We start from the raw sequence: 21,800 nt of genomic DNA on the forward strand, positions 1-21,800 counted from the left end.
GCAGTGGCCTCATGCAACGAGGCCGTTCTTGTGGTGTGACCCTGGCCACTGCATCAAGTCATCATCGTCGCCTGGCATGGCAGATCAGGCCGATAGCCTACTTATCATCCTCACACCCCAACCCCTGGCGTTGTCCTGCTTCGTCGTTCAGAGTCTTGCCGGTCCTGGCCATGATCTGCGTCTGCAGTTGCTTGAGCGCGGGCGCGGTCAGGCGCTTGCAACTGTTGATTTCCCACACGTCACCGGTGAGCACGCTGACCGAGAATAGTCCCCAATACTCGGTGGCACCCGCCTTGGGATCGTCGTAACCCAGGCTGAAATCGAAATACCCGGGGTGGGGCGGATTGCCGTTGTCGTCGGCCAGGTCGCCGTCGATAAAGACACCGGGCTTGCTCAGTTTGTAGGGCTGCTGCTTGAGCGCGACCACCAGTACTTGCTGGGCTTGCTCGCGGCTCAGGCCCTCTGGCTTGATCTGCTCGGGAGGCAGTGCCGAAGCAGCGCAGGCAGAGAGCGTGGCGCTGGCCAGACTCAGAGTCAGCAGCCATGCAGAGACGGTTTTGATCAGCACGCTAACCGTCCTTTGACTGTCGTGATGATGTCGGCCAGATAGTGGGTGAAACCATTACGGCGACCTTTCGCTGCGTTGCCGGTGTTACACAATCTGGCGCTCAAGATTATTCCCTTATATGACGAGTCGATTCCATGGATACCGGATGAAGCCGCGGGCAGTATAGGCCAGGGTGGTGCCACGCTCGATACTTGCACCTGTTGTCCCGCTCTCAGGTTTTTGCAGCACCTGACGATACCCTGATTGGGAGAACCCGGGAAAACCACTGCCGTGGGGGGATCGTGTGTCTCAAGCTGTCGATCGAGCCTCTATAGCTTTTGCCGCTACGCTGGGCAAAAGGTCAGGCTTTACCTGCCATTTTGTACGATGCTGTAAAGTTGCTTGATGGCAAATTGCCTTTAGTTATTATCTGCGCGCGAAAGTGGCAGGGAAGCTGAACCCGCTCCGGTGATTGCCCACGGGCTCATCTTCTTATTTCCCATGACAGGAATCTCGATGCTGGCGTATCACCAAAAAAACTTTCTGATCGTCGACGATTTCTCCGATTTCCGTAGTTCTGTCAGGTCCATGCTGCGCGAGTTGGGCGTCAAGGAAGTGGACACCGCCGACACCGGGGAGCAGGCGCTGCGCATGTGCGCGCAGAAGCGCTACGATTTCGTGCTGCACGACTACCATCTGGGCGACGGCAGGAAGAACGGCCAGCAGGTGCTCGAAGACCTGATGACCGACAAGCTGATCAGCCATGAAAGCGTATTTGTCATGGTCACCGCCGAAAGCAGCCAGGCCATGGTGCTCTCGGCCCTCGAGCACGAACCCGATGCCTACCTGACCAAGCCGTTCAACCGCGCGAGCCTGGCCCAGCGCCTGGAAAAGCTGGTTCAGCGCAAGAACCTGCTCAAGCCGATCATGCAGGCGCTGGACCGCGACAAACCGGCCGAAGTGCTGGCGGCCTGTACTCGCCTGACCCAGCAGGACACCCGTTTCGCCCCGCTGTGCCTGCGCTATCGCGCCGACGCGATGTGGAACCTGAACCAGTTCGAGCCCCTGGAGCGTTTTCTCTCGGGCATCCTGGCCGACCGCCCGTTGCCCTGGGCCTATGCCCGCATGGGGCAGTTGCTGTTCAAGCGCAACCAGACCGCTCAGGCCAAGGCCCTCTACGAGACCGCGCTCAAGGCGTTTCCGATGATGCCGGCGCTCTATGACGGCCTGGCCGAGGTGCTGGTGGTGGAGGGCGATACCCGGCGCGCGCAGAGCGTGCTGGAGGAGGCCGTACGCTTGTCGCCCCTGGCGGTACGCCGACAGTCGCTGCTGGGCAAGCTGGCGATGGCCAACGAAGATTTTGAAAGCGCTTCCAGGGCCTATCGCCAGGCCGTGGCTCAGGGCGAGCAATCGCGTTTCAAGGACCCGGAAAGCAACCTCGGCCTGGCCCACGCGCTGATCAGCAAGGGCGCCGAGCGTGGACTGGACACCCGCACCCGGTTGGAGATCAACCAGACCCTGAGCGCGGTGGCCAAGGAAAACGCCAACGACCAGGGCTTGCAGGTGCGCGCGCGCTTGATGAAGGCCACCAGCCTGCTGCTCAACGATGCCGAAACCGCCGACAAGCTCACCGAGCAGGCGATGGCCCGCTTGGACGGCATGGAGAACTTCATGAGCGCCGAGGCCGCGCTGCTGGTGGCCAAGCAGCTCCAGCAACTGGGGCAGGCCGATGCCGGGGTATCGATGCTCAAGAACTGCGTGGAGATCTACGGTGACGATCCGACGGTGATGAAAGGCATCGCCAAGCTGACCGACGACCCGGAAATCCTCGGCGGCGGCAAAGCGGCCATCGATCTCAACGTGCAGGGGGTGCGCAGCTACAAGGGCGGCAACCTGGACGAAGCCGTGGGCCTGTTCCGTCGCGCCCTGGCGTTGCAACCGAAGAACATCAGTATCGCCCTGAACGCGGCCCAGGCCTTGCTCGTCATTGCCCAGAAGAGCAGCGATGCCGCTGTGCTCGAGGAGTGTCGCGGCTGTCTGAAAATGGTCGGCAAGATGCCGGACAGCGACCCCCGTTATGAGAGGTATCAGAAATTGCGCAGTCGGGCGTTTGGCGAATGAGTGACAGTCACGAGGGGCTGGATTTTTCCACGGTGATCGCCTCCACCGTGCATGACATGAAGAACTCCCTGGCGATGCTGACCCAGGCCCATGGCCAGTGGCTGGCGCGCTTGCCCGGCGTCGAGCGTGAAACGCCCGAGCACAGTGTGATCGAGTATGAGTTCGCACATCTCAACACCATGCTGGTGCAATTGCTCGGGTTGTACAAACTGGGCGTCAATCAGCTGCCGCTGCGCCCGGATTATCATGAGATGGACGACTTCATCGGCGCGCAGCTGGCGGGGCGCCAGGAGTTGCTGAGCAGCCGCGGGATCGTGGCCAGTTGCGAGGTGGACGATTTCAGCCCGCTGGGGTTCTTCGATCGGGAATTGATCAGTTCGGTGGTGGGGAATATCGTCACCAATGCCATCGGCTACGCCTGTCATGCGCTGCTGGTCAGCGTCCGTGAAGAGGGCGAGCAGCTGGTGTTGAGCATCAATGACGACGGCCCCGGCTATCCGGAGCAGATGGTCGAGCGCCAGGCCGATTATGTCCAGGGCATCAATCCGACCACCGGCAGCACCGGCCTGGGGCTGTATTTCGCCGCGCGGATTGCCGGGCTGCACGAGCGCAACGGCGTGCGCGGGCGGATCGAGATCGCCAATGGCGGGACCTTGGGCGGGGCGTTGTTCAGTCTTTATCTGCCTTGATCCCGGGGACGCAACCTCGAATGGATCAGGCTGTCAGGCTTTTCTGTATTCCCTGCTTGAAATCCTGAACGGGTGATGCGTATTTTGTACGGGACGCCGTTCGCGGCCCGTACAATAACAAGGATTGAGTCATGACGACCGATGGCCAGCGTTCACTCGCCCAGCGACTGACCGGCATTGATGAGATTGAGTGTGTCACCCCGGACCTCAATGGCGTACCCCGCGGCAAGGTGATGACCGCCGAGGGCTTTCTCGAAGGGCGGCGCCTGCAGATGGCCCGTGGGGTCTTGCTGCAATGCATCATGGGCGGTTACCCGCCGGCACGTTTCTACGGCAGTGACGACGGCGACCTGGCGCTCACCGCCGACCCCCGGCAGACTCATCGCCTGCCCTGGAGCCGGCAACCGCGTGCCCTGGCCATCTGCGATGCGGATGAGCTGAGCGGCGAAAGTTCCAGTCTGTCGACCCGTGGCCAGCTCAAGGCGGTGATCGCGCGTTATGCGGCCCGAGGCCTGGCCCCGGTGGTCGCCACCGAGCTGGAGTTCTTCGTCTTCGCCCCCAATCCCGACCCGACCCAGGCTTTCCTGCCACCCGTGGGCCTGGACGGTCGTCGCGAGGATGGCCATTCGGCGTTCAGCATCAGTTCCAACAACGGCCTGCGCCCGTTCTTCAGCGAAGTCTATGAGTGCATGGCGGCCCTGGGTCTGCCCCGGGATACCTTCATGCACGAGATGGGTGTCAGCCAGTTCGAGATCAACCTGCTGCATGGCGATCCGCTGCTGCTGGCCGACCAGACCTTCCTGTTCAAGCACCTGCTCAAGGAAGTCGCCCTCAAGCACGGCCTGACCGTGGTGTGCATGGCCAAGCCGCTGGCCAACACCCCCGGCAGTTCGATGCATATTCACCAGAGCGTGGTGCGCACCGAGGGTGGGCGCAATGTGTTCAGCGATGCCAATGGCGAGCCGACGGCGATGTTCCGGCATTTCATCGGTGGACAGCAGGCCTGCCTGGCGGACTTCACGGCGCTGTTCGCGCCGAACGTGAATTCCTACCAACGGCTGTGCCACCCCTTCGCCTCGCCGAACAATGCCTGCTGGTCCCACGACAACCGCGCGGCCGGCTTGCGCATTCCGGCCAGTTCGCCGGTGGCGCGGCGGGTGGAGAACCGCTTGCCGGGCGCTGATGCCAACCCCTATCTGGCCATTGCCGCGAGCCTGGCGGCGGGCCTGCATGGGATCGAGCATGAGCTGGAACCGACGCCGGCGGTCCAGGGCGAGTTCGAAGTCCCGGAGGCTTTGTCGTTGCCATGTACCTTGCACGCCGCGCTCGAGCGTCTGAAGTGTAGTTCGTTGGCCAGGGAACTGTTCGGCAACCTGTTCATCGAAGGCTACATCGCTTCGAAGAGCATGGAGCTGACCAGTTTCCTGGATGAAATTACTCCCTGGGAGCGTCGTGTTCTGGGCGCCCAGGCATAGCTGTAGCCGTCCCGTTCGGGCTATCTTGTCGGATAGCCCGATACCTCACTCAAGGAGCCGCTCGGAACGCCGATGCGCCAAATCTGGAAACCCTTTCGAGCGTTGTATTTCGCCTCGCTGATGATGTTGATCGGCTCGGGCCTCCTGAGTACCTACCTGGCCCTGCGCCTGGCGTCCGAGCATGTCGACGGCCTGTGGGTGGGGGCCTTGATGGCCGCCAACTACTTCGGCCTGGTGCTGGGCGGCAAGCTCGGCCACCGGCTGATTGCCCGGGTCGGCCATATTCGCGCCTATGCCACCTGCGCCGGGTTTGTCGGGGCGGCGGTGCTCGGCCATGGCCTGATCGACTGGCTGCCGGCCTGGCTGTTGCTGCGGATGATCGTGGGCCTGGGGATGATGTGCCAGTACATGGTCATCGAGAGCTGGCTCAATGAGCAGGCGCAAGCCAATCAGCGCGGCGTGGTCTTCAGTGGCTACATGATTGCCTCTTACCTGGGGCTGATCCTCGGGCAGATGATCCTGGTCCTGCACCCGGCCCTGGGCCTGGAACTGCTGATGGCGGTGGCGATGTGCTTTGCCCTGTGCCTGGTGCCCGTGGCCATGACCCGGCGGATCCACCCGGCGCCCCTGCATCCGGCGCCGCTGGAGCCGCGCTTCTTCATGGAACGGGTGCCGCAGTCGCTGACCACCGTCCTCGGCGGCGGGATCATCGTCGGCTCCTTTTACGGTCTGGCACCGTTGTATGCGTCCCAACAAGGGCTTTCCACCGAGCAGGTGGGCCTGTTCATGGGCTGCTGCATTTTCGCCGGCTTCCTGGTGCAGTGGCCGCTGGGCTGGCTGTCGGATCGCTATGACCGGGCGGTGCTGATTCGCAGCATCGCCTTTCTGCTGGCGCTGGCCTCCTTGCCGTTGGCGATCCTGTCCCATGCGCCGCTGGAGGTACTGTTCGTCGCGGGCTTTGTGGTGTCCTTGCTGCAGTTCTGCCTGTATCCACTGGCGGTGGCGTTTTCCAACGACCATATCGAGGGCGATCGGCGCGTTTCGCTGACGGCCATGCTGCTGATGACCTATGGCATCGGCGCAAGCATCGGGCCCCTGGTGGCCGGTGTGCTGATGAAGCTGTTCGGCAGCCAGATGCTCTACGCGTTTTTCAGTTTCTTCGCCTTGATGCTGGTCTGGCGGATCCGGCCGCAGGCGGTGACCCACCTGCATCAAGTCGAGGATGCGCCGCTGCAGCAGCAGGTGGTCGTGCCGGAAGCCATGTCGCCGCTGGGTGCCGCGCTTGACCCGCGGGTCGATGAGCAGATCGTGCTCGACCAGATGTGCGACGGTGTCGCGCGCGCACAGCACGAGGTCGAGGCGGTATCCGAGGTGGACGAGTCGGACCCGGAGCCGGCGCACAAGTCGAGCAACTGAGGCGGCGAGCATAAAAAAAACGGGCCACCTGATGAGGGTGGCCCGTTTTTCCTGGCGGCTGCCGGGTCAGAAGTCGTCTTTGTCGAAGCGCCGCGCTTCACGCTGCAACTGATAGACGAAGCGCTCGACCTGGCGTTGGACCAGGCCGCTCATGTTGTGGAAGCGCACGCCGGCGAAGGTGGTGTTGATCCTTTCCTCGAAGTGCAGGTGACGCAGTTCCACGGGGGCGGTCATGGGGCCATAGGGCAGGGCGGCAATGAAGCGCTCGTAGACCTGGCCCAGTTGCAGGCGGTCGGAAATATCACCGTCGAAACGCAGCTTGCAGCCGGTGGCGGAAATGTCCAGCAACTTGCCGTTCACCGGTGTCTTGAGCTTCTCGCCGCCCAGTTCGACATTGACCAGTGCAGTCAGCTTCAGGGCGGCGCGGAAGGCATTGCGACGTTGGTGATAGACCACTTCATCGGGCATCGAGCCACGGTAGCAACCGTTGGTCTCGTCGATGGTCATGGGTTGCGGTTGTTCCCAGGCGATGCGCACGCCTTCATGGAAGCCTTCGATCCGGAAGGGTTCGCCGGCGGAGAGGAAGCGCTCTCCGTCGCGAGGGATCATTTCGTCCAGGGCCAGGGTGCCGGCTTCGCGGTCGACATCGATCACAAAGCTCTGGAAGCGTTGGCTGCGCTCATGAAAGGTGATGATCAGCGGGTCATGACTTTCCTGCAGCATCCGCAAGTTGGCGGAAATTTCCAGGGGCGTGCTAAGCACCTTGGGTGGCTGCGGAGCATCATCCGCGCTTGGGGCATTGGACACGGTTCATCAATCTCCAGACAAAATACGACTGCACGCACAGGCTAGCATTTTGCCAGCATGTTGCACGCCTTGGTAGAGCACGCGCAAGGCCCGATTCAAGCCTGACTGAGTGGGCGTGGCTTCACAGACTTCGCTGTCGAGCCGCGCGCATCATAGAGGGCAGGTGTTTCACCGCCGGTCAGGATCTTCAACTGGTTTGCGGTTGTCGCTTGTTGAACCTGGATATTACGACCGTTGAGCTCGTTGGCGGCTTGGCATTCGGCCAGCAATTGGGTCAGCACATCGCTCTGGCTCAGCAATTGTTCGCCGATACCGGACTGCGCGGCGAGCTGTTCCAGGCCGGCGCGGTTGGTGGGCAAATTGAGGCCGGCGAGTACCTGGCTGCGTTTGCGGCCATGCTGTTCCAGCAGAATGATCAGCGCTTGCTTGCGAGCCAGAATATCTTCCAGCTCCAACATATTGCGACCATGGAGCGCCAGGGATTCGGCGCGCAGCAACTCAAGCAGGTCTTGAGCGGGAGCAAAATCGTCGGTGATCAGTTGCAGTAGCGTGTTGTCGTGCATGGCTGGCCTTGGTTTTTAAGCGTCCAAAAGCCTGACGCAGGCCGGAGCCTAGCGCTGGGCTTCGAAGTTGAGCAATTTGCTGGCTACGCGGTTGCTGTCGACCTTGTAGCTGCCATCGGCAATCGCCTGCTTCAACTCGGCCACACGGGCGCTGTTGACAACAGGTTGATTGCGCAGCTTGTCAGTGACTTGTTGCAACTGCTGAGCCTCATTACTGAGGTGTACCGATTCCCCGCTTTGGCTGACCGCTGCCGCCTGCGTGTTCACGGACGCGGATTTGCCGGAACTGTCGGCTTCCTTGCTGGCGCTGGTGCGCGTACTGCCTGTCAGTGACGGGGCGTTATTCAAACGACTGAAATCGATGACCATGATGAAAAAACCTCTGGGTATTTGGACGCTTGCCTTGTTTTCGGCCATACCCGGTAAAACTTTAGGCTCATATGAGAATGAGCCCCACGTGATGGCGGTGTCGCTGTCTGGAGCACAGTTTAGGAAAAGCTTTCGCTTAGCGCCAGTTCCCTACAAGGCGACCTCCACTTGTCCCGGCGCGGTCACCCGGGCCTTGATCACGCGTTGGGAATTCAGGTTCTTGATCCTGATCTGCTCGTTCAGGCCGCCGTTGGACAGGGCTTCACCCGGCATCTTGACCACCAGGCCACCGCTCGTCGCGCTGATGACCACCTGATCACCCTTGCGGACCACCTCGGCCTGTTCCAGATGGACCAGGGTGACGACCTGGTCCATGACCATTGGTCGGACAAGTTTCTGTCCGATGGCTTCGTCCGTGGACGTCAGGAAGCCCTGGTTGTTCAGGCTGATGTCGCGCTCACGCAGGGTGACGTCACCGGGTTCGATGATGCCGGCGCGCTTGAGGGGGCGTGTGGTGACCACCACATTGCGGAACAGCTTGACCTGGGCCGGTACGAACACGGTCCAGGGCGAGCTGCCTTCACAGCGAACCTTGACCGTGACGCGGCCAATGGGGGTGGCCGGGCTTTCCAGGGTGGCTGTCAATTCCTTGTCACAGGCGGCCATGCGCAAACGGGGATCGAGCTGGTTGACCTGGATTTCGTAGCGCCCTTCGGTTTGACTGGTAGCCAGATAGTCTTCTACGGTGAACTCAAGAAAGCCTTGGGTCACGCCGATAAGCTGATCAGGCAGGGTCGCCGACTCAGCAAGGGCAGGGCCGCCGGGGTTCAGACAGCATAAAGCCGCCAAGACCCAGAGCAATCTGCGGTACTGTGAGGTCAGGCGTCGAAAAAATGTCGTTTGTGCTTTCATAACAGTATAAAAAGCAAGGCTCGTGCCGTTTAATGCCGCAGAGGCGTCGGATCATGAAGCTTGGTAAGAGGTGGCTGGTATGGCGGGTGTGATGGATTCGGTGAACCAGCGTACGCAACTGGTCGGGCAGAACCGCCTCGAGCTGTTGTTGTTTCGCCTGGATGGTCAGCAGTTGTACGGGATCAACGTCTTCAAGGTGCGGGAGGTGCTGCAGTGCCCCAAGCTGACCCTGATGCCCAAATCCAGCCCGGTGGTCTGTGGTGTGGCGAATATCCGTGGGGCGACCATTCCCATCCTGGATCTGGCGATGGCCACCGGGGCGGGTGGGCTCCAGGATCAAAGTAATCCGTTTGTGATCATTACCGAGTACAACACCAAGACCCAGGGTTTCCTGGTGAAATCGGTGGAGCGCATCGTCAATATGAACTGGGAAGAGATCCATCCGCCGCCCAAGGGCACCGGACGCGATCACTACCTGACCGCCGTGACCCGGATCGACAACCAGTTGGTGGAAATCATCGACGTCGAGAAGATCCTCGCCGAGGTGTCGCCGACCTCCGAATCGATTTCCCATGGGGTGGTCGATGTCGAGACCCAGGCCAAGGCGATTTCGATGCGGGTGCTGACGGTGGATGACTCATCGGTGGCGCGCAAGCAGGTCACGCGTTGCCTGCAGACCGTGGGCGTGGAAGTGGTGGCGTTGAACGACGGCCGGCAGGCGTTGGATTACCTGCGCAAGCTGGTCGACGAGGGCAAGAAGCCGGAAGAGGAATTCCTGATGATGATCTCCGACATCGAAATGCCCGAAATGGACGGTTACACCCTCACGGCCGAGATCCGCAACGATCCACGCATGCAAAAACTTCATATCATCCTGCATACTTCCTTGTCAGGGGTCTTCAACCAGGCGATGGTCAAGAAGGTCGGCGCCGATGACTTCCTGGCCAAGTTCCGTCCCGATGACCTGGCAGCCCGGGTGGTCGGTCGGATCAAGGCGGCAGAATAAGCGACCGGGAACCTCCGTTCCCGGCGGTACCAACGATTGTAGAGGCGGCATCATTTGTCTACGGGTAATTTGGATTTCGAACAGTTCCGGGTCTTCCTGGAAAAGGCCTGTGGCATTCTGCTCGGTGAAAACAAGCAGTATCTGGTTTCCAGCCGTCTCAATAAACTGATGGAGCAGCAGGGGCTCAAGTCCCTGGGCGAGCTGGTTCAGCGGATCCAGACCCAGCCACGCAGCGGTTTGCGCGAGCAGGTGGTGGATGCCATGACCACCAACGAAACCCTGTGGTTTCGTGACACCTATCCCTTCGAGGTCCTGAAGAACAAGGTGTTGCCGGAAATGATCAAGGCCAGTCCTGGCCAGCGTCTGCGGATCTGGTCGGCCGCGTGCTCGTCGGGGCAGGAGCCCTATTCGATCTCGATGTCGATCGATGAGTTCGAGCGGACCAACATGGGGCAGTTGAAGGGCGGCGCGCAGATTGTCGCCACCGACCTGTCCGGGCTGATGCTCACCAACTGCAAGAGCGGTGAATACGACAGTCTGGCTATTGGCCGCGGCCTGTCGCCCGAGCGCCTGCAGCGTTACTTCGATCCCAAGGGACCGGGGCGCTGGGCGGTCAAGGCGCCGATCAGGAGTCGAGTGGAGTTTCGCTCGTTCAACCTGTTGGACAGCTATGCGAGCCTGGGCAAGTTCGACATCGTGTTCTGCCGCAACGTGTTGATCTACTTCTCCGCTGAAGTGAAGAAGGACATTCTGCTGCGTATCCACGGCACCCTGAAGCCGGGCGGCTACCTGTACCTCGGGGCATCGGAAGCCCTGAACGGTCTGCCGGATCACTATCAGATGGTGCAGTGCAGCCCGGGGATCATCTACCAGGCCAAGTAAGCGGCAAGCAGGACAAAAAGACGGGAACCCCAGCGGGTTCCCGTTTTTTTTTCTGGCTTGTTTTGCCGCTTTACCGGCGCTCGGCGGAAATGCCTTGCCGCTTTTCTGGCATTGCCGCTCGCCATCTGCCTGCAAGCCCTTGATTTACAAGCATTGAAAAGCTGGCATGAGCCTTGCTTTGTCACTTGCAACGAACAGCCTGTTCCAAAAAACCAGGTCAACCCGCTAAAGGTTTCCCGACATGAGCATCAACTTCGATAAAGCGCTCGGTATCCATGAGCAAGCCCTGGCCTTCCGCGCCCAGCGCGCCGAAGTTCTGGCGAACAACATCGCCAACGCCGATACCCCGAACTACAAGGCACGGGACATGGATTTCTCCTCGGTGCTCGCCGAGCAGAGCGAAAAGGCCCAGAACGGCAGCTTTGCGCTGAACACCACCAATGCCCGCCATATCGAAGCCCAGGGTCTGAGCAACGGCGATGCCACGCTGCAGTACCGCACACCGATGCAGCCGTCGATCGACCAGAACACCGTGGATGCGCAGATCGAGCAATCGAACTATGCGAAGAACTCGGTCGACTTCCAGGCCAGCTTCACCCTGCTGAACGCACGATTCAAAGGGCTGGTTTCAGCCCTGCGTGGAGAATAAGTCATGTCCCTGTCCAGCGTTTTCAACATTGCCGGTACCGGCATGAGTGCCCAGACCACTCGCCTGAACACCGTCGCCAGTAACATCGCCAACGCCGAAACCGTCTCGTCGAGCATGGACCAGACCTATCGTGCCCGTCATCCGGTGTTCGCCACCATGTTCCAGAACGGCCAGGGCCAGACCGACAACTCGCTGTTCCAGAGCCAGGACGGAGCGGGCGCCGGCGTTCAGGTCATGGGCGTGGTCGAAGACCCCAGCAACCTTGAAGCCCGTTATGAGCCGAACCATCCGGCCGCTGACGCCAACGGGTATGTCTACTACCCCAACGTCAACGTGGTTCAGGAAATGGCCGACATGATTTCCGCCAGCCGTTCGTTCCAGACCAACGCGGACATTATGAGCACCGCCAAAACCATGATGCAGAAGGTCCTGACTCTCGGTCAGTGATAAGGGGCGATTTCCATGACCACGGTTTCCAGCACTTCGTCGAGTACCAGTACTTCGACACTTGATACGATTATTGCCAACTCCAAGAAGACAACCACCGGCAGTACCGACGCGCTGGGCAATGCCATCAGCAGCGCCGCCGGCGGCCAGACGCTGGGCAAGGACGCGTTCCTGCAACTGCTGGTGACCCAGCTGAAGAACCAGGACCCGCTCAACCCCCAGGACAACAGTGCCTTCGTCGCACAGTTGGCGCAGTTCAGCAGCCTGGAAGGTATCCAGACGCTCAACACCAGCGTGAACAACATCTCCAGTTCCTTCCAGTCGTCCCAGGCGCTGCAGGCGTCGTCGATGGTCGGGCGTTCGGTTATCGCGCCGGCCACCCAGGCCGTGGTCGATACCAGCAAGACCTTCACCGGCACGGCCGTGGTTCCAAGCTCCGTCAGCGATGTGACCCTGAAGATCACCGATTCCAGCGGCACCGTGGTCAGGACCATCGACCTGGGCTCCCAGGCGGCCGGCAATGCCGCCTTTACCTGGGATGGCAAGAATGATGCGGGCACCTTGTTGTCCAGCGGCACCTACACCTTCAATGCCTCCGCGCCGATCAATGGCACGGCCACGGCGCTCACGACCAACCTGCCGGCGACCGTCAGCAGCGTGACCCTGGGTCAGAACGGCGGCGAAATGATGCTCAACCTGGCGGGCGTGGGCAGTGTTGCTCTGTCCAAAGTCCAGACCATTGGCCTGTAAGAGCCGACCCACACGAAGTAAGGAGTGAACCATGTCTTTCAATATCGGTTTGAGCGGTCTCTCTGCGGCCAGCAAGCAACTCGACGTCACCGGCAACAACATCGCCAACGTCAACACCACCGGCTTCAAGTCTTCCCGTGCGGAGTTCGCCGACGTGTACTCGGCGACCAAGCTGGGTACCGGCGCCAAGACCATCGGTAACGGCGTGAACCTGGCCAACGTGTCGCAGAACTTCGGCAACGGCGGCATGGACAGCACCGGCAACGTGCTGGACATGGGCGTGCAGGGCAACGGCTTCTTCGTCCTGAGCGGCAACGGTTCCCTGAGCTACACCCGTGCCGGCACCTTCAAAACCGACAAGGACGGCTACGTCACCAACACCGACGGCACCGCGAAACTGCAAGGCTTTGCCGCCGATGCCAACGGCAACATCATTCCGGGCGTGCTGACCAACCTGCGGATCGACACCTCGAACCTGTCGCCCCAGACCACTACCAAGATCGGCTCGACCCTCAACCTCGACTCCAAGTCGGCGGTAATCGCCACGCCGTTCGATCCGACCAATACCGCGACCTACACCAAGCCGTTCAGCACCACTATCTATGACACCCAGGGCAATGCCCACCCCCTGGACCAGTATGCGGTCAAGACCGGTTCCAACACCTGGAACGTCTATTCGCTGATTGATGGTCGCAACCCTAATGGCACGGCGGCAACCGTGGGTGGGGCCACCGACCCTGTCCCGGTGACTGTGACCTTTGACTCCGCGGGCAAGTTGGCGAGCATCGGCGGTGTCGCTGGCCAGACCTCCATTACCGTTGCCGGTTGGGTGCCAGGCACCGTCACCGGGGGTGTCTGGACGGCGAACGGCGCGGGCGCGAACGCCGCCGGCATTGCTGTCGACTTTACGAAAACCACCCAGTTCAACGCCGATACCGCCCGTAACAGCATCACCAACGACGGTTACGCCACCGGCCAGATCACCGACGTCACCATCGATGCCACCGGTGTGATCTCGGCCAACTTCAGCAACCAGCAGCACAAGGCGATCGGCCAGGTGGCCCTGGCGACCTTCACCAACGAGCAAGGTCTGCAGGCCGTAGGTGGCACCAGTTGGAAAGAAACCTTCTCGTCCGGCCAGCCGGCCTTCGACGGCGGTACGGTCGGCACCAACGGTTCGATCGTTTCCGGTTCCCTGGAGGCCTCCAACGTCAACCTGACCAGCGAGCTGGTGGACCTGATCAAGGGCCAGAGCTACTACCAGGCGAACGCCAAGACCATCTCCACCCAGAGCAGCATCATGCAGACCATCATCCAGATGGCGTGATGCGGCCTGACTGAAAGTGCTTTGCAGGAAAGCCCCTTGAATGGGGCTTTTTTGTGCCTGTGATAAGGGGAGGGGGGAATCTGGAGGGGCGCTTCCGGCAAAAGAAAACCCCCGCCAGGCTGGGCCTGACGGGGGTTTCTCAACCAGCGCGGTGACGCGCTGGCCTGGCTCGGCTTATTGGCAAGCTTCGCAATCCGGCTCGTCGATCGCACAGGCCTTTGGCACAGGTGCCGGGCCGGCTGGCGCGGTGGGGGCCGCCAGGATCGAATCGTCGCCGTGGTTGCCGCCACTGGACACCGCGTTCAGCTTGCCGGTGTTGATGGTCGACTTCTCGGTGCTGGTCGCGGCCAGGGCACGGAGGTAGTAGGTGGTCTTCAGACCACGGTACCAGGCCATGCGGTAGGTCACGTCGAGCTTCTTGCCCGAAGCACCGGCGATGTACAGGTTCAGCGACTGCGCCTGGTCGATCCACTTCTGGCGACGGCTGGCGGCATCGACGATCCACTTGGTTTCCACTTCGAACGCGGTCGCATACAGCTCCTTGAGCTCCTGCGGGATGCGTTCGATCTGCTGCACGGAACCGTCGTAGTACTTCAGGTCGTTGATCATTACCGAGTCCCACAGGCCGCGGGCCTTCAGGTCGCGAACCAGGTACGGGTTGATCACGGTGAATTCGCCCGACAGGTTCGATTTCACGTACAGGTTCTGGTAGGTCGGTTCGATCGACTGCGAGACGCCGGTGATGTTGGCGATGGTCGCGGTCGGTGCGATGGCCATGATGTTGGAGTTGCGAATACCTTTCTGTACACGGGCGCGAACCGGTGCCCAGTCCAGGCTTTCGGTCAGGTCGACATCAATGTACTTCTGGCCGCGGGACTCGATCAGGATCTGTTGCGAATCCAGCGGCAGGATGCCCTTGGACCACAGCGAACCCTGGAACGTCTCGTAGGCGCCACGCTCGTCGGCCAGGTCGCAGGAGGCCTGGATCGCGAAGTAGCTGACTGCTTCCATGGACTTGTCGGCGAACTCGACGGCGGCATCCGAACCGTAAGGGATGTGCTGCAGGTACAAGGCGTCCTGGAAGCCCATGATGCCCAGGCCCACCGGACGGTGCTTGAAGTTGGAGTTCTTCGCCTGCGGCACCGAGTAGTAGTTGATGTCGATCACGTTGTCGAGCATGCGCACGGCGGTGTTCACGGTGCGTTGCAGCTTGGCCTTGTCCAGCGTGCCGTTGACGATATGGTTCGGCAGGTTGATCGAGCCCAGGTTGCAGACGGCGATCTCGTCCTTGTTGGTGTTCAGGGTGATCTCGGTGCACAGGTTCGAGCTGTGTACCACGCCCACGTGCTGCTGCGGGCTGCGCAGGTTGCACGGGTCCTTGAAGGTCAGCCATGGGTGGCCGGTCTCGAACAGCATGGAGAGCATCTTGCGCCACAGGTCCTTGGCCTGGACGACCTTGAACAGCTTGATCTTGTTGTACTCGGTCAGGGCTTCGTAGTACTCGTAGCGCTCTTCGAAGGCCTTGCCGGTCAGGTCGTGCAGGTCCGGCACCTCCGATGGCGAGAACAGGGTCCACTTGCCGTCATCGAAGACGCGCTTCATGAACAGGTCGGGGATCCAGTTGGCGGTGTTCATGTCGTGGGTACGACGACGGTCGTCACCGGTGTTCTTGCGCAGCTCGATGAACTCTTCGATGTCCATGTGCCAGGTTTCCAGGTAGGCACAGACCGCGCCCTTGCGCTTGCCGCCCTGGTTGACCGCCACGGCGGTGTCGTTGACCACCTTGAGGAAGGGCACGACGCCCTGGGACTTGCCGTTGGTGCCCTTGATGTAGGAGCCCAGCGCGCGCACCGGGGTCCAGTCGTTGCCCAGGCCGCCAGCGAATTTCGACAGCATGGCGTTGTCGTGGATCGCGCCATAGATGCCCGACAGGTCGTCCGGCACGGTGGTCAGGTAGCAGCTCGACAGCTGTGGACGCAGGGTACCGGCGTTGAACAGGGTCGGCGTCGACGCCATGTAGTCGAAGGACGACAACAGGTTGTAGAACTCGATGGCACGCTCTTCACGTTGCTTCTCTTCGATCGCCAGGCCCATGGCCACGCGCATGAAGAAGATCTGCGGCAGTTCGAAGCGGATACCGTCCTTGTGGATGAAGTAACGGTCGTACAGGGTTTGCAGGCCCAGGTAGGTGAATTGCTGGTCGCGCTCGTGGTTGATCGCCTTGCCCAGTTTTTCCAGGTCGAATTCGGCCAGCACGGGGTTCAGCAGTTCGAACTCGATACCCTTGGCGACATAGGCCGGCAGGGCCTTGGCGTACAGGTCGGCCATCTCGTGGTGGGTGGCGCTCTCGGCCACGGCCAGGAAGCTCAGGCCTTCGGCGCGCAGGGTGTCCATCAGCAGGCGAGCGGTCACGAACGAGTAGTTCGGCTCACGTTCCACCAGGGTGCGGGCGGTCATCACCAGGGCGGTGTTGACGTCCTTCAGGGCCACGCCGTCGTAGAGGTTCTTCAGGGTTTCGCGCTGGATCAGGTCGCCGTCGACTTCTTCCAGGCCTTCGCAGGCTTCGCTGACGATGGTGTTCAGGCGGCCCATGTCCAGCGGCGCGACGCTGCCGTCGGCACGGGTAATGCGGATCGACGGGTGGGCGTTGACCGGTGCTTCGGCCGGGGTGCGGATGGCGCGTTCCTTGGCCCGCGAATCACGGTAGATCACGTAGTCGCGCGCGACTTTCTGCTCGCCGGCACGCATCAGGGCCAGTTCGACCTGGTCCTGGATTTCCTCGATGTGGATGGTGCCGCCCGAAGGCATGCGCCGCTTGAAGGTCGCGGTGACCTGTTCGGTCAGGCGGGCGACGGTGTCGTGGATGCGCGACGAAGCGGCAGCGGTGCCGCCTTCAACTGCGAGGAACGCTTTGGTGATGGCGACGGTGATCTTGTCATCGGTGTAGGGAACGACAGTGCCGTTACGCTTGATCACGCGCAGTTGGCCCGGCGCGGTGGCGGACAGATCCAGATTCGAATCGGCGGCCTGCGGCACGGTGCCTTGCGGGTTCTCGCGAGTTGTGTCGGTTTGCATGGGTGTCTCCACGTTCTCTATGTTTGTTTGGGCACCACGAAGGTGCCCACCGTTCTGTCCTGAAGCACTACAACCGAGCGATGTCGGGCATAACCACTTCGAGACAGAGGAAGGGGCCTGTCGGGCGCCGCTTCCATGCCGAAGTTTTCAACGCCACGGGTCGCTGACCCGAAGCGGTATTCCTGGTGGGTGACAGTTTTGTCCTGCAACACCCGTACCGTTTTCCCACGCAAGAGGGGGGAGAACGGCTGCCATCCGCATCTGCGGTTTGGGCTTTCAAATCGGTGTTTAGTTCAACCCCGCGGATGCAAGAAAAGAGCTTGAGTTCCTGACGCGAAATGTGGTTGGGGATTTTGGGCGAAAACCCTACATGTTGGGTTTTTTTGCCGCCGAGCTACAAGATAATGCGTTTTTGGGGGCGATTGCAACGTGCTACCTGTGGATAAATCTGTGCGTAATTTGTGTATGAAAGCTTGAAACCGCATGTAGGCCGCGGCAGGGCGGGATTGGACCACCCGTCATTGTTTTTTACCGCTGCAACCGCCCCTCGCGCGGATTTTTGCGGGCGCGCACCCTATCACAAAAAAAGCCCATGACCGAGTGCAAATCCAGGTGTGTGTACGATTGCCGGTCGTTGCTACAATCGGCCGGCCATACCCTTTCTATATCCTCCCAAATCATGACAAAAAGACGGGCGGATCCTTTTCAATGCTGGATATTCGTATGCAGAGGTCGCCCGTGGAGCAAGCCTGGCAGGTATTGATAGTCGAGGATGACCAGCGTCTGGCCGAACTGACCCGTGAGTACCTCGAGAGCAACGGCTTGCGGGTCTCCATCGAGGGCAACGGCGCCCGGGCCGCCGAGCGGATCATCGCCGAACAGCCTGACCTGGTGATTCTCGACCTGATGCTGCCCGGCGAGGATGGCTTGAGCATCTGCCGCAAGGTGCGCGAGCGCTACGACGGGGTGATCCTGATGTTGACCGCGCGCACCGACGACCTCGACCAGATCCAGGGGCTGGATCTGGGGGCCGACGATTATGTCTGCAAGCCCGTGCGCCCGCGCCTGTTGCTGGCGCGTATCCGGGCGCTGCTGCGGCGCGGCGAGTCACCCCAGGGCGGCACCGGCGAAAAGGTCCGGCGTCTGCGGTTCGGCCCGTTGGTGGTCGACAACGCCTTGCGCGAGGCCTGGCTGAGCGAGGTCGGGATCGAGCTGACCAGCGCCGAGTTCGACCTGCTCTGGTTGCTGGTGGCGAATGCCGGGCGGATCCTGTCTCGCGAAGAAATCTTCACGGCCTTGCGCGGCATCGGCTATGACGGCCAGGACCGCTCCATCGATGTGCGCATCTCGCGCATCCGGCCGAAAATCGGCGACGACCCCGAGCATCCGAGGCTGATCAAGACCATTCGCAGCAAAGGCTATCTCTTCGTCCCCGAAGCGTGTGCAGACCTGCCGTCGTGAACTCGATCTTCCTGCGCATCTACGGTGGCATGTGCGCCGCGCTGGTGCTGGTGGCGTTGCTCGGGGTACTGGCCCTGCACCTGCTCAACCAGGCGCGCGGCGAGCAGTATCGCGAACACCTGGCCCACGGCACCTTCTCGCTGATGGCCGACAACCTGCGGCCGATGGACGAAATCGAGCGCCGTCGGGCCCTGGTGGTGTGGGAGCGCTTGCTGGGCATTCCGCTGTCCTTGCAGTCGCTGGCCGATGTGCACCTGGATCTCGGCCAGAGGACCCGTGTGCTGCGGGGGCAGGCCCTGGTGGAACAGACCGGGCCTTATGCGGCGAAGATCTATCGACTGGTCAGCGAGCCGGAACAGCTTGTACTGACCGGCGAGGTCCAGCAGATCAGCGAGCAGTTGGCCCGGGCGACCATCTATCTGTTGGCCGACGAGTTGGTCCGCTATCCCTATGTTGAGCAGCCCGGGCGCCTGGCGGCGCTCAAGCGTGACAAGGGCTTTGGTTTCGACATGAAGCTGGTCACCCTGGACCAGGCCGATATGGATGAAGACCAGCGCCGGCGGATCAGCGAAGGCGACACGGTCATGGCCCTGGGCAAGGGCGGCGATTCGATCCGGGTGTTTGCCGGCCTCTCCGGTACGCCCTGGGTCCTGGAAATCGGCCCGCTGTATCAGATGGACCCCTATCCGGTCCAATGGCTGGTGTTGATCGCCGTGCTTGGCTTGAGCCTGATCGGCCTGATCGTCTACCTGTTGGTGCGGCAGCTGGAACGGCGGCTGCGCGGCCTGGAGTCGGCGGCCACGCGGCTGGCCCAGGGCAGCCTGGAAACCCGCGTGCCGGCCGGTGGCGCCGACTCCATCGGACGCCTGGCCGCGGCGTTCAATGGCATGGCCGAGCACCTGCAGCGGTCGTTGATGATCCAGCGCGAGCTGGTAAGAGCGGTGTCCCACGAGTTGCGTACCCCGGTGGCGCGCCTGCGTTTCGGTCTGGAAATGATCGGCGATGCGCAGACGCCCGAGGCGCGGCACAAGTACATGGAGGGCATGGACAACGATATCCAGGACCTCGACCGACTGGTGGACGAGATGCTGACCTACGCCCGCCTGGAGCAAGGCACCCCGGCCTTGAACTTCCAGCGGATCGACCTCAGTGCCCTGGTCGACCAGGTGATCGGTGAACTGGCGCCGTTGCGGGTGGAGGTGCGGGTCACGCGCGGGTTGTGCTTTCCGCTGGCCGACGGGGGCGAGGTCTGGGTCGAGGCCGAGCCGCGTTATCTGCATCGAGCCTTGCAGAACCTGGTCAGCAACGCGATGCGCCATGCGCAGTCCCAAGTTTGTATCAGCTACCAGGTCGGGCCGTTGCGCTGCCGGGTGGATGTCGAGGACGACGGCCCGGGTGTCCCGGAAAGTGCCTGGGACCGGATCTTCACGCCGTTCATGCGCCTGGATGACAGCCGGACTCGGGCCTCGGGTGGGCATGGCCTGGGGTTGTCCATCGTGCGCCGGATCATTCATTGGCACGAGGGCCGGGCGCTGATCGGCAAGAGCCAGTTGCTCGATGGCGCGTGCTTCAGCCTGAGCTGGCCACGTTATCAGGGCAAGTCCTGACGCGGCGGCTCAGGTGGGGATGGCAACCAGGCTGAGCAATTGTCCTTCATGCAGGCCGAACTGCGCTTGCAGTTCGCTGCCATTGCGCCATTCACTGGACAGATCGGTCAGCAGGCGCAAACGCACCTGCCCGTGGAGATCCCACTCGAGCACTTCGGCGTGTTCGAAGTAAAAGCGTTTGCGCACCAGTGGGTAGAGGGCCTTGAACAGGCTTTCCTTGACCGAGAAGGTCAGGGTCACCAGCAGGGCGAGCTGCTCGGCGCCGCCGGCGGCCATGCGCTGCATCTCGGCCGGGGTGAGGATCTCACCGGCCAGTCGCTCGGCCCGCTCGGCGCTCAGCAGGTCTTCCAGGTCCATCCCCAGGCCTTGCCAGTGGCGTTTGGGCGCGACGATGGCGGCGGCCCGGCCGCCGCCATGGGTGATGGAACCGGTGACATGGGCCGGCCAGATGGGCGCACGGTCCTCACCGATGGCGGGAACCTGGTCGGTACCGTCCAGTTGCCGCAGGGCGGCGCGGGCGCAGAGGCGGCCGGCGAGGAATTCGGCCTGGCGCTTGGCCACCGAGCGTTGAATGCTGGCGGGCGGTTCGATGCGGCTGCGCTGGAAGTCGTCCGGGACCAGCTGGGACGGGGTGAACCGGGTGCTGAGAAAGACGCCATGCGCCACCGCCTCGGGCAGCGGCCAGTGGGCGTCGAGGGGCGTGCAGCAGGCGGGCAGGGCAGGGAGGCTGTTCATGTCCGGCATTTTGCCGGGTTGGGGCGGTGCTTTCCAGAGCCTATTTCCCAGGCCGGGTACCCTTGGGCACCCGGCTCAGGCAGAGGCAGTCAGCCAAAGACCTTCTTCAGGAACGCGCGCATATCCGCCCACGAACTTTCATCGGCGGCCTTGTTGTAGCCGATATCCGGGCCACCGTGATCGCCGTGGCTCAGGCGATCCGCGTCCGGGTTGGTGAAACCGTGCTTGGCCCCTTCCAGGCTGACGAAGCGGTAGTCGGCGCCGGCCTTGTCCATTTCCGCCTTGAACGCGCTGACGTTTTGTGCGGTGACCATGCTGTCCTTGGCACCATGTTCCACCAGGATCCTGGCCTTGACGCTGCCCGGCGTAGCCGGTGTGTCGGTCGCCAGGACACCATGGAAACTGACCACACCGGCCAGCGGCACGCCCCGGCGCGCGGCGTCGAGCACCACGCCACCGCCGAAGCAGTAGCCGATGGCGGCGAGTTTGTCCGGATTGGTCTGCGGCTGCTGTTTCAGCAGCTCGAGCCCGGCCTGGAAACGCGCGCTGGCGGCGGCGCTGTTCCGGGTCGCGGCCTGCATGAAGGCCATGGCGTCTTTCGGGTGTTCGGTGTTCTTGCCCTCGCCATACATGTCGATGGCCAGGGCGCTGTAGCCCAGGGCCGCGAGGTCGCGGGCGCGGCGCTTGGCGTAGTCGTTGAGCCCCCACCACTCGTGCACGACCACGACGCCCGGCCGGGGGCCCTTGATCGCGTCGTCATAGGCCAGGTAGCCGATCATCCGCGTGCCGTCAGGGCTTTGGTAAGGAATGCTCCGGGTCTTGATCTCGGCCTGGGACAGGGTGCTCAGCGCGAGCAGAAAAACAGCGAGTAACAGCCGCATTGCAGGTTCTCCCGGAAAAAAGGTGATACCGGCCAAGCCTAGACGATCCAATGTGTTCAGGGGGAGTTCAGGGCTGCTTGT

20 protein-coding genes are annotated in these 21,800 nt (G+C 61.9%); 12 read left to right on the plus strand and 8 right to left on the minus strand.

The features are described from left to right. Nucleotides 1-97 precede the first annotated feature (97 nt). Complete coding sequence (locus tag NUH87_RS24185; RefSeq protein WP_338522981.1) at nt 98-568, minus strand: hypothetical protein; 471 nt, start codon at nt 566-568, stop codon at nt 98-100. A gap of 495 nt (nt 569-1,063) precedes the next feature. Between NUH87_RS24185 and NUH87_RS24190 the strand changes: the two genes are divergently transcribed. The 4 genes from NUH87_RS24190 (at nt 1,064) to NUH87_RS24205 (ending at nt 6,248) form a co-directional block, all read left to right on the plus strand. After that, nucleotides 1,064-2,668, plus strand: coding sequence for a response regulator (locus NUH87_RS24190; RefSeq protein ID WP_338522982.1), 1,605 nt, complete (start codon nt 1,064-1,066; stop codon nt 2,666-2,668). After that, nucleotides 2,665-3,357, plus strand: coding sequence for a HAMP domain-containing sensor histidine kinase (locus NUH87_RS24195; RefSeq protein ID WP_338522983.1), 693 nt, complete (start codon nt 2,665-2,667; stop codon nt 3,355-3,357). The genes NUH87_RS24190 and NUH87_RS24195 overlap by 4 nt, the downstream gene beginning before the upstream one ends. A 233-nt stretch (nt 3,358-3,590) precedes the next feature. Then, complete coding sequence (locus NUH87_RS24200; RefSeq protein WP_338526923.1) at nt 3,591-4,832, plus strand: glutamine synthetase family protein; 1,242 nt, start codon at nt 3,591-3,593, stop codon at nt 4,830-4,832. Nucleotides 4,833-4,904: 72 nt separating this feature from the next. Continuing rightward, the gene (locus tag NUH87_RS24205; RefSeq protein ID WP_338522984.1) at nt 4,905-6,248 is read left to right on the plus strand and encodes an MFS transporter; all 1,344 of its coding nucleotides are present in this window, start codon (nt 4,905-4,907) and stop codon (nt 6,246-6,248) included. 66 nt (nt 6,249-6,314) lie between these two features. Here NUH87_RS24205 and NUH87_RS24210 read toward each other — a convergent pair whose 3' ends face one another. The 4 genes from NUH87_RS24210 to flgA form a co-directional block, all read right to left on the minus strand. Beyond that, nucleotides 6,315-7,055, minus strand: coding sequence for a flagellar brake protein (locus NUH87_RS24210; RefSeq protein WP_040070086.1), 741 nt, complete (start codon nt 7,053-7,055; stop codon nt 6,315-6,317). 95 nt (nt 7,056-7,150) lie between these two features. Continuing rightward, nucleotides 7,151-7,618 carry a flagella synthesis protein FlgN gene (locus tag NUH87_RS24215; protein WP_040070088.1) on the minus strand — a complete coding sequence of 156 codons (468 nt, stop codon included), beginning with the start codon at nt 7,616-7,618 and terminating at the stop codon, nt 7,151-7,153. Nucleotides 7,619-7,666: 48 nt separating this feature from the next. Next, nucleotides 7,667-7,987 (minus strand): flagellar biosynthesis anti-sigma factor FlgM, encoded by a 321-nt coding sequence (flgM, locus tag NUH87_RS24220; protein ID WP_040070090.1) that lies wholly within the window; start codon nt 7,985-7,987, stop codon nt 7,667-7,669. Between the two features lie 150 nt (nt 7,988-8,137). Beyond that, on the minus strand, nt 8,138-8,899 hold the full coding sequence (gene flgA / locus NUH87_RS24225; RefSeq protein WP_338522985.1) for a flagellar basal body P-ring formation chaperone FlgA: 762 nt from the start codon (nt 8,897-8,899) through the stop codon (nt 8,138-8,140). Nucleotides 8,900-8,978: 79 nt separating this feature from the next. On the opposite strand from flgA, the gene NUH87_RS24230 reads away from it, so the two are divergent. From NUH87_RS24230 to flgE, 6 genes are all read left to right on the plus strand, one after another. Next, on the plus strand, nt 8,979-9,905 hold the full coding sequence (locus NUH87_RS24230; RefSeq protein WP_040070094.1) for a chemotaxis protein CheV: 927 nt from the start codon (nt 8,979-8,981) through the stop codon (nt 9,903-9,905). A gap of 54 nt (nt 9,906-9,959) precedes the next feature. Continuing rightward, entirely contained in the window at nt 9,960-10,787 is an 828-nt protein-coding gene (cheR, locus tag NUH87_RS24235; RefSeq protein WP_338522986.1) for a protein-glutamate O-methyltransferase CheR, read from the plus strand. A gap of 241 nt (nt 10,788-11,028) precedes the next feature. Continuing rightward, complete coding sequence (gene flgB / locus NUH87_RS24240; protein WP_040070098.1) at nt 11,029-11,436, plus strand: flagellar basal body rod protein FlgB; 408 nt, start codon at nt 11,029-11,031, stop codon at nt 11,434-11,436. 3 nt (nt 11,437-11,439) lie between these two features. Then, nucleotides 11,440-11,883: a flagellar basal body rod protein FlgC gene (flgC, locus tag NUH87_RS24245; RefSeq protein ID WP_040070100.1), complete on the plus strand. Its 444-nt coding sequence runs from the start codon at nt 11,440-11,442 to the stop codon at nt 11,881-11,883. 15 nt (nt 11,884-11,898) lie between these two features. Then, nucleotides 11,899-12,633 (plus strand): flagellar hook assembly protein FlgD, encoded by a 735-nt coding sequence (gene flgD, locus NUH87_RS24250; protein ID WP_338522987.1) that lies wholly within the window; start codon nt 11,899-11,901, stop codon nt 12,631-12,633. A gap of 31 nt (nt 12,634-12,664) precedes the next feature. Continuing rightward, entirely contained in the window at nt 12,665-13,960 is a 1,296-nt protein-coding gene (gene flgE / locus NUH87_RS24255) for a flagellar hook protein FlgE (RefSeq protein WP_338522988.1), read from the plus strand. A gap of 174 nt (nt 13,961-14,134) precedes the next feature. Here the strand turns inward: flgE and NUH87_RS24260 are convergent, their stop codons facing one another. Beyond that, a complete protein-coding gene (locus NUH87_RS24260) occupies nt 14,135-17,035 on the minus strand; it encodes a ribonucleoside-diphosphate reductase subunit alpha (protein ID WP_040070105.1) in 2,901 nt (966 codons plus the stop codon). Nucleotides 17,036-17,758: 723 nt separating this feature from the next. Here NUH87_RS24260 and NUH87_RS24265 point away from each other — a divergent pair. Continuing rightward, a complete protein-coding gene (locus tag NUH87_RS24265) occupies nt 17,759-18,496 on the plus strand; it encodes a response regulator (protein ID WP_338522989.1) in 738 nt (245 codons plus the stop codon). Then, entirely contained in the window at nt 18,493-20,103 is a 1,611-nt protein-coding gene (locus NUH87_RS24270; protein WP_338522990.1) for an ATP-binding protein, read from the plus strand. The genes NUH87_RS24265 and NUH87_RS24270 overlap by 4 nt, the downstream gene beginning before the upstream one ends. Before the next feature lie 9 nt (nt 20,104-20,112). On the opposite strand, the gene NUH87_RS24275 is transcribed toward NUH87_RS24270, so the two are convergent. Together NUH87_RS24275 and NUH87_RS24280 are read right to left on the minus strand one after the other, a co-directional pair. Beyond that, complete coding sequence (locus tag NUH87_RS24275; protein ID WP_338522991.1) at nt 20,113-20,838, minus strand: 4'-phosphopantetheinyl transferase; 726 nt, start codon at nt 20,836-20,838, stop codon at nt 20,113-20,115. An 89-nt stretch (nt 20,839-20,927) separates the two neighbouring features. After that, the gene (locus NUH87_RS24280; RefSeq protein WP_338522992.1) at nt 20,928-21,719 is read right to left on the minus strand and encodes a dienelactone hydrolase family protein; all 792 of its coding nucleotides are present in this window, start codon (nt 21,717-21,719) and stop codon (nt 20,928-20,930) included. Nucleotides 21,720-21,800 lie beyond the last annotated feature (81 nt).

Origin of the sequence: Pseudomonas batumici, from assembly GCF_036585405.1 — a bacterium.
Classification (GTDB): Bacteria; Pseudomonadota; Gammaproteobacteria; order Pseudomonadales; family Pseudomonadaceae; genus Aquipseudomonas; species Aquipseudomonas batumici.

Bases quoted from the DNA above. Each gene is read 5' to 3' on its own strand.
- flgB (WP_040070098.1), top strand. From the start codon at position 11,029: ATGAGCATCAACTTCGATAAAGCGCTCGGTATCCATGAGCAAGCCCTG.
- NUH87_RS24215 (WP_040070088.1), bottom strand. From the start codon at position 7,618: ATGCACGACAACACGCTACTGCAACTGATCACCGACGATTTTGCTCCC.
- NUH87_RS24265 (WP_338522989.1), top strand. From the start codon at position 17,759: ATGCAGAGGTCGCCCGTGGAGCAAGCCTGGCAGGTATTGATAGTCGAG.
- flgA (WP_338522985.1), bottom strand. From the start codon at position 8,899: ATGAAAGCACAAACGACATTTTTTCGACGCCTGACCTCACAGTACCGC.
- flgC (WP_040070100.1), top strand. From the start codon at position 11,440: ATGTCCCTGTCCAGCGTTTTCAACATTGCCGGTACCGGCATGAGTGCC.
- NUH87_RS24280 (WP_338522992.1), bottom strand. From the start codon at position 21,719: ATGCGGCTGTTACTCGCTGTTTTTCTGCTCGCGCTGAGCACCCTGTCC.
- NUH87_RS24230 (WP_040070094.1), top strand. From the start codon at position 8,979: ATGGCGGGTGTGATGGATTCGGTGAACCAGCGTACGCAACTGGTCGGG.
- flgM (WP_040070090.1), bottom strand. From the start codon at position 7,987: ATGGTCATCGATTTCAGTCGTTTGAATAACGCCCCGTCACTGACAGGC.
- NUH87_RS24200 (WP_338526923.1), top strand. From the start codon at position 3,591: ATGACCGCCGAGGGCTTTCTCGAAGGGCGGCGCCTGCAGATGGCCCGT.
- NUH87_RS24260 (WP_040070105.1), bottom strand. From the start codon at position 17,035: ATGCAAACCGACACAACTCGCGAGAACCCGCAAGGCACCGTGCCGCAG.
- NUH87_RS24190 (WP_338522982.1), top strand. From the start codon at position 1,064: ATGCTGGCGTATCACCAAAAAAACTTTCTGATCGTCGACGATTTCTCC.
- flgD (WP_338522987.1), top strand. From the start codon at position 11,899: ATGACCACGGTTTCCAGCACTTCGTCGAGTACCAGTACTTCGACACTT.
- NUH87_RS24195 (WP_338522983.1), top strand. From the start codon at position 2,665: ATGAGTGACAGTCACGAGGGGCTGGATTTTTCCACGGTGATCGCCTCC.
- NUH87_RS24275 (WP_338522991.1), bottom strand. From the start codon at position 20,838: ATGAACAGCCTCCCTGCCCTGCCCGCCTGCTGCACGCCCCTCGACGCC.
- flgE (WP_338522988.1), top strand. From the start codon at position 12,665: ATGTCTTTCAATATCGGTTTGAGCGGTCTCTCTGCGGCCAGCAAGCAA.
- NUH87_RS24205 (WP_338522984.1), top strand. From the start codon at position 4,905: ATGCGCCAAATCTGGAAACCCTTTCGAGCGTTGTATTTCGCCTCGCTG.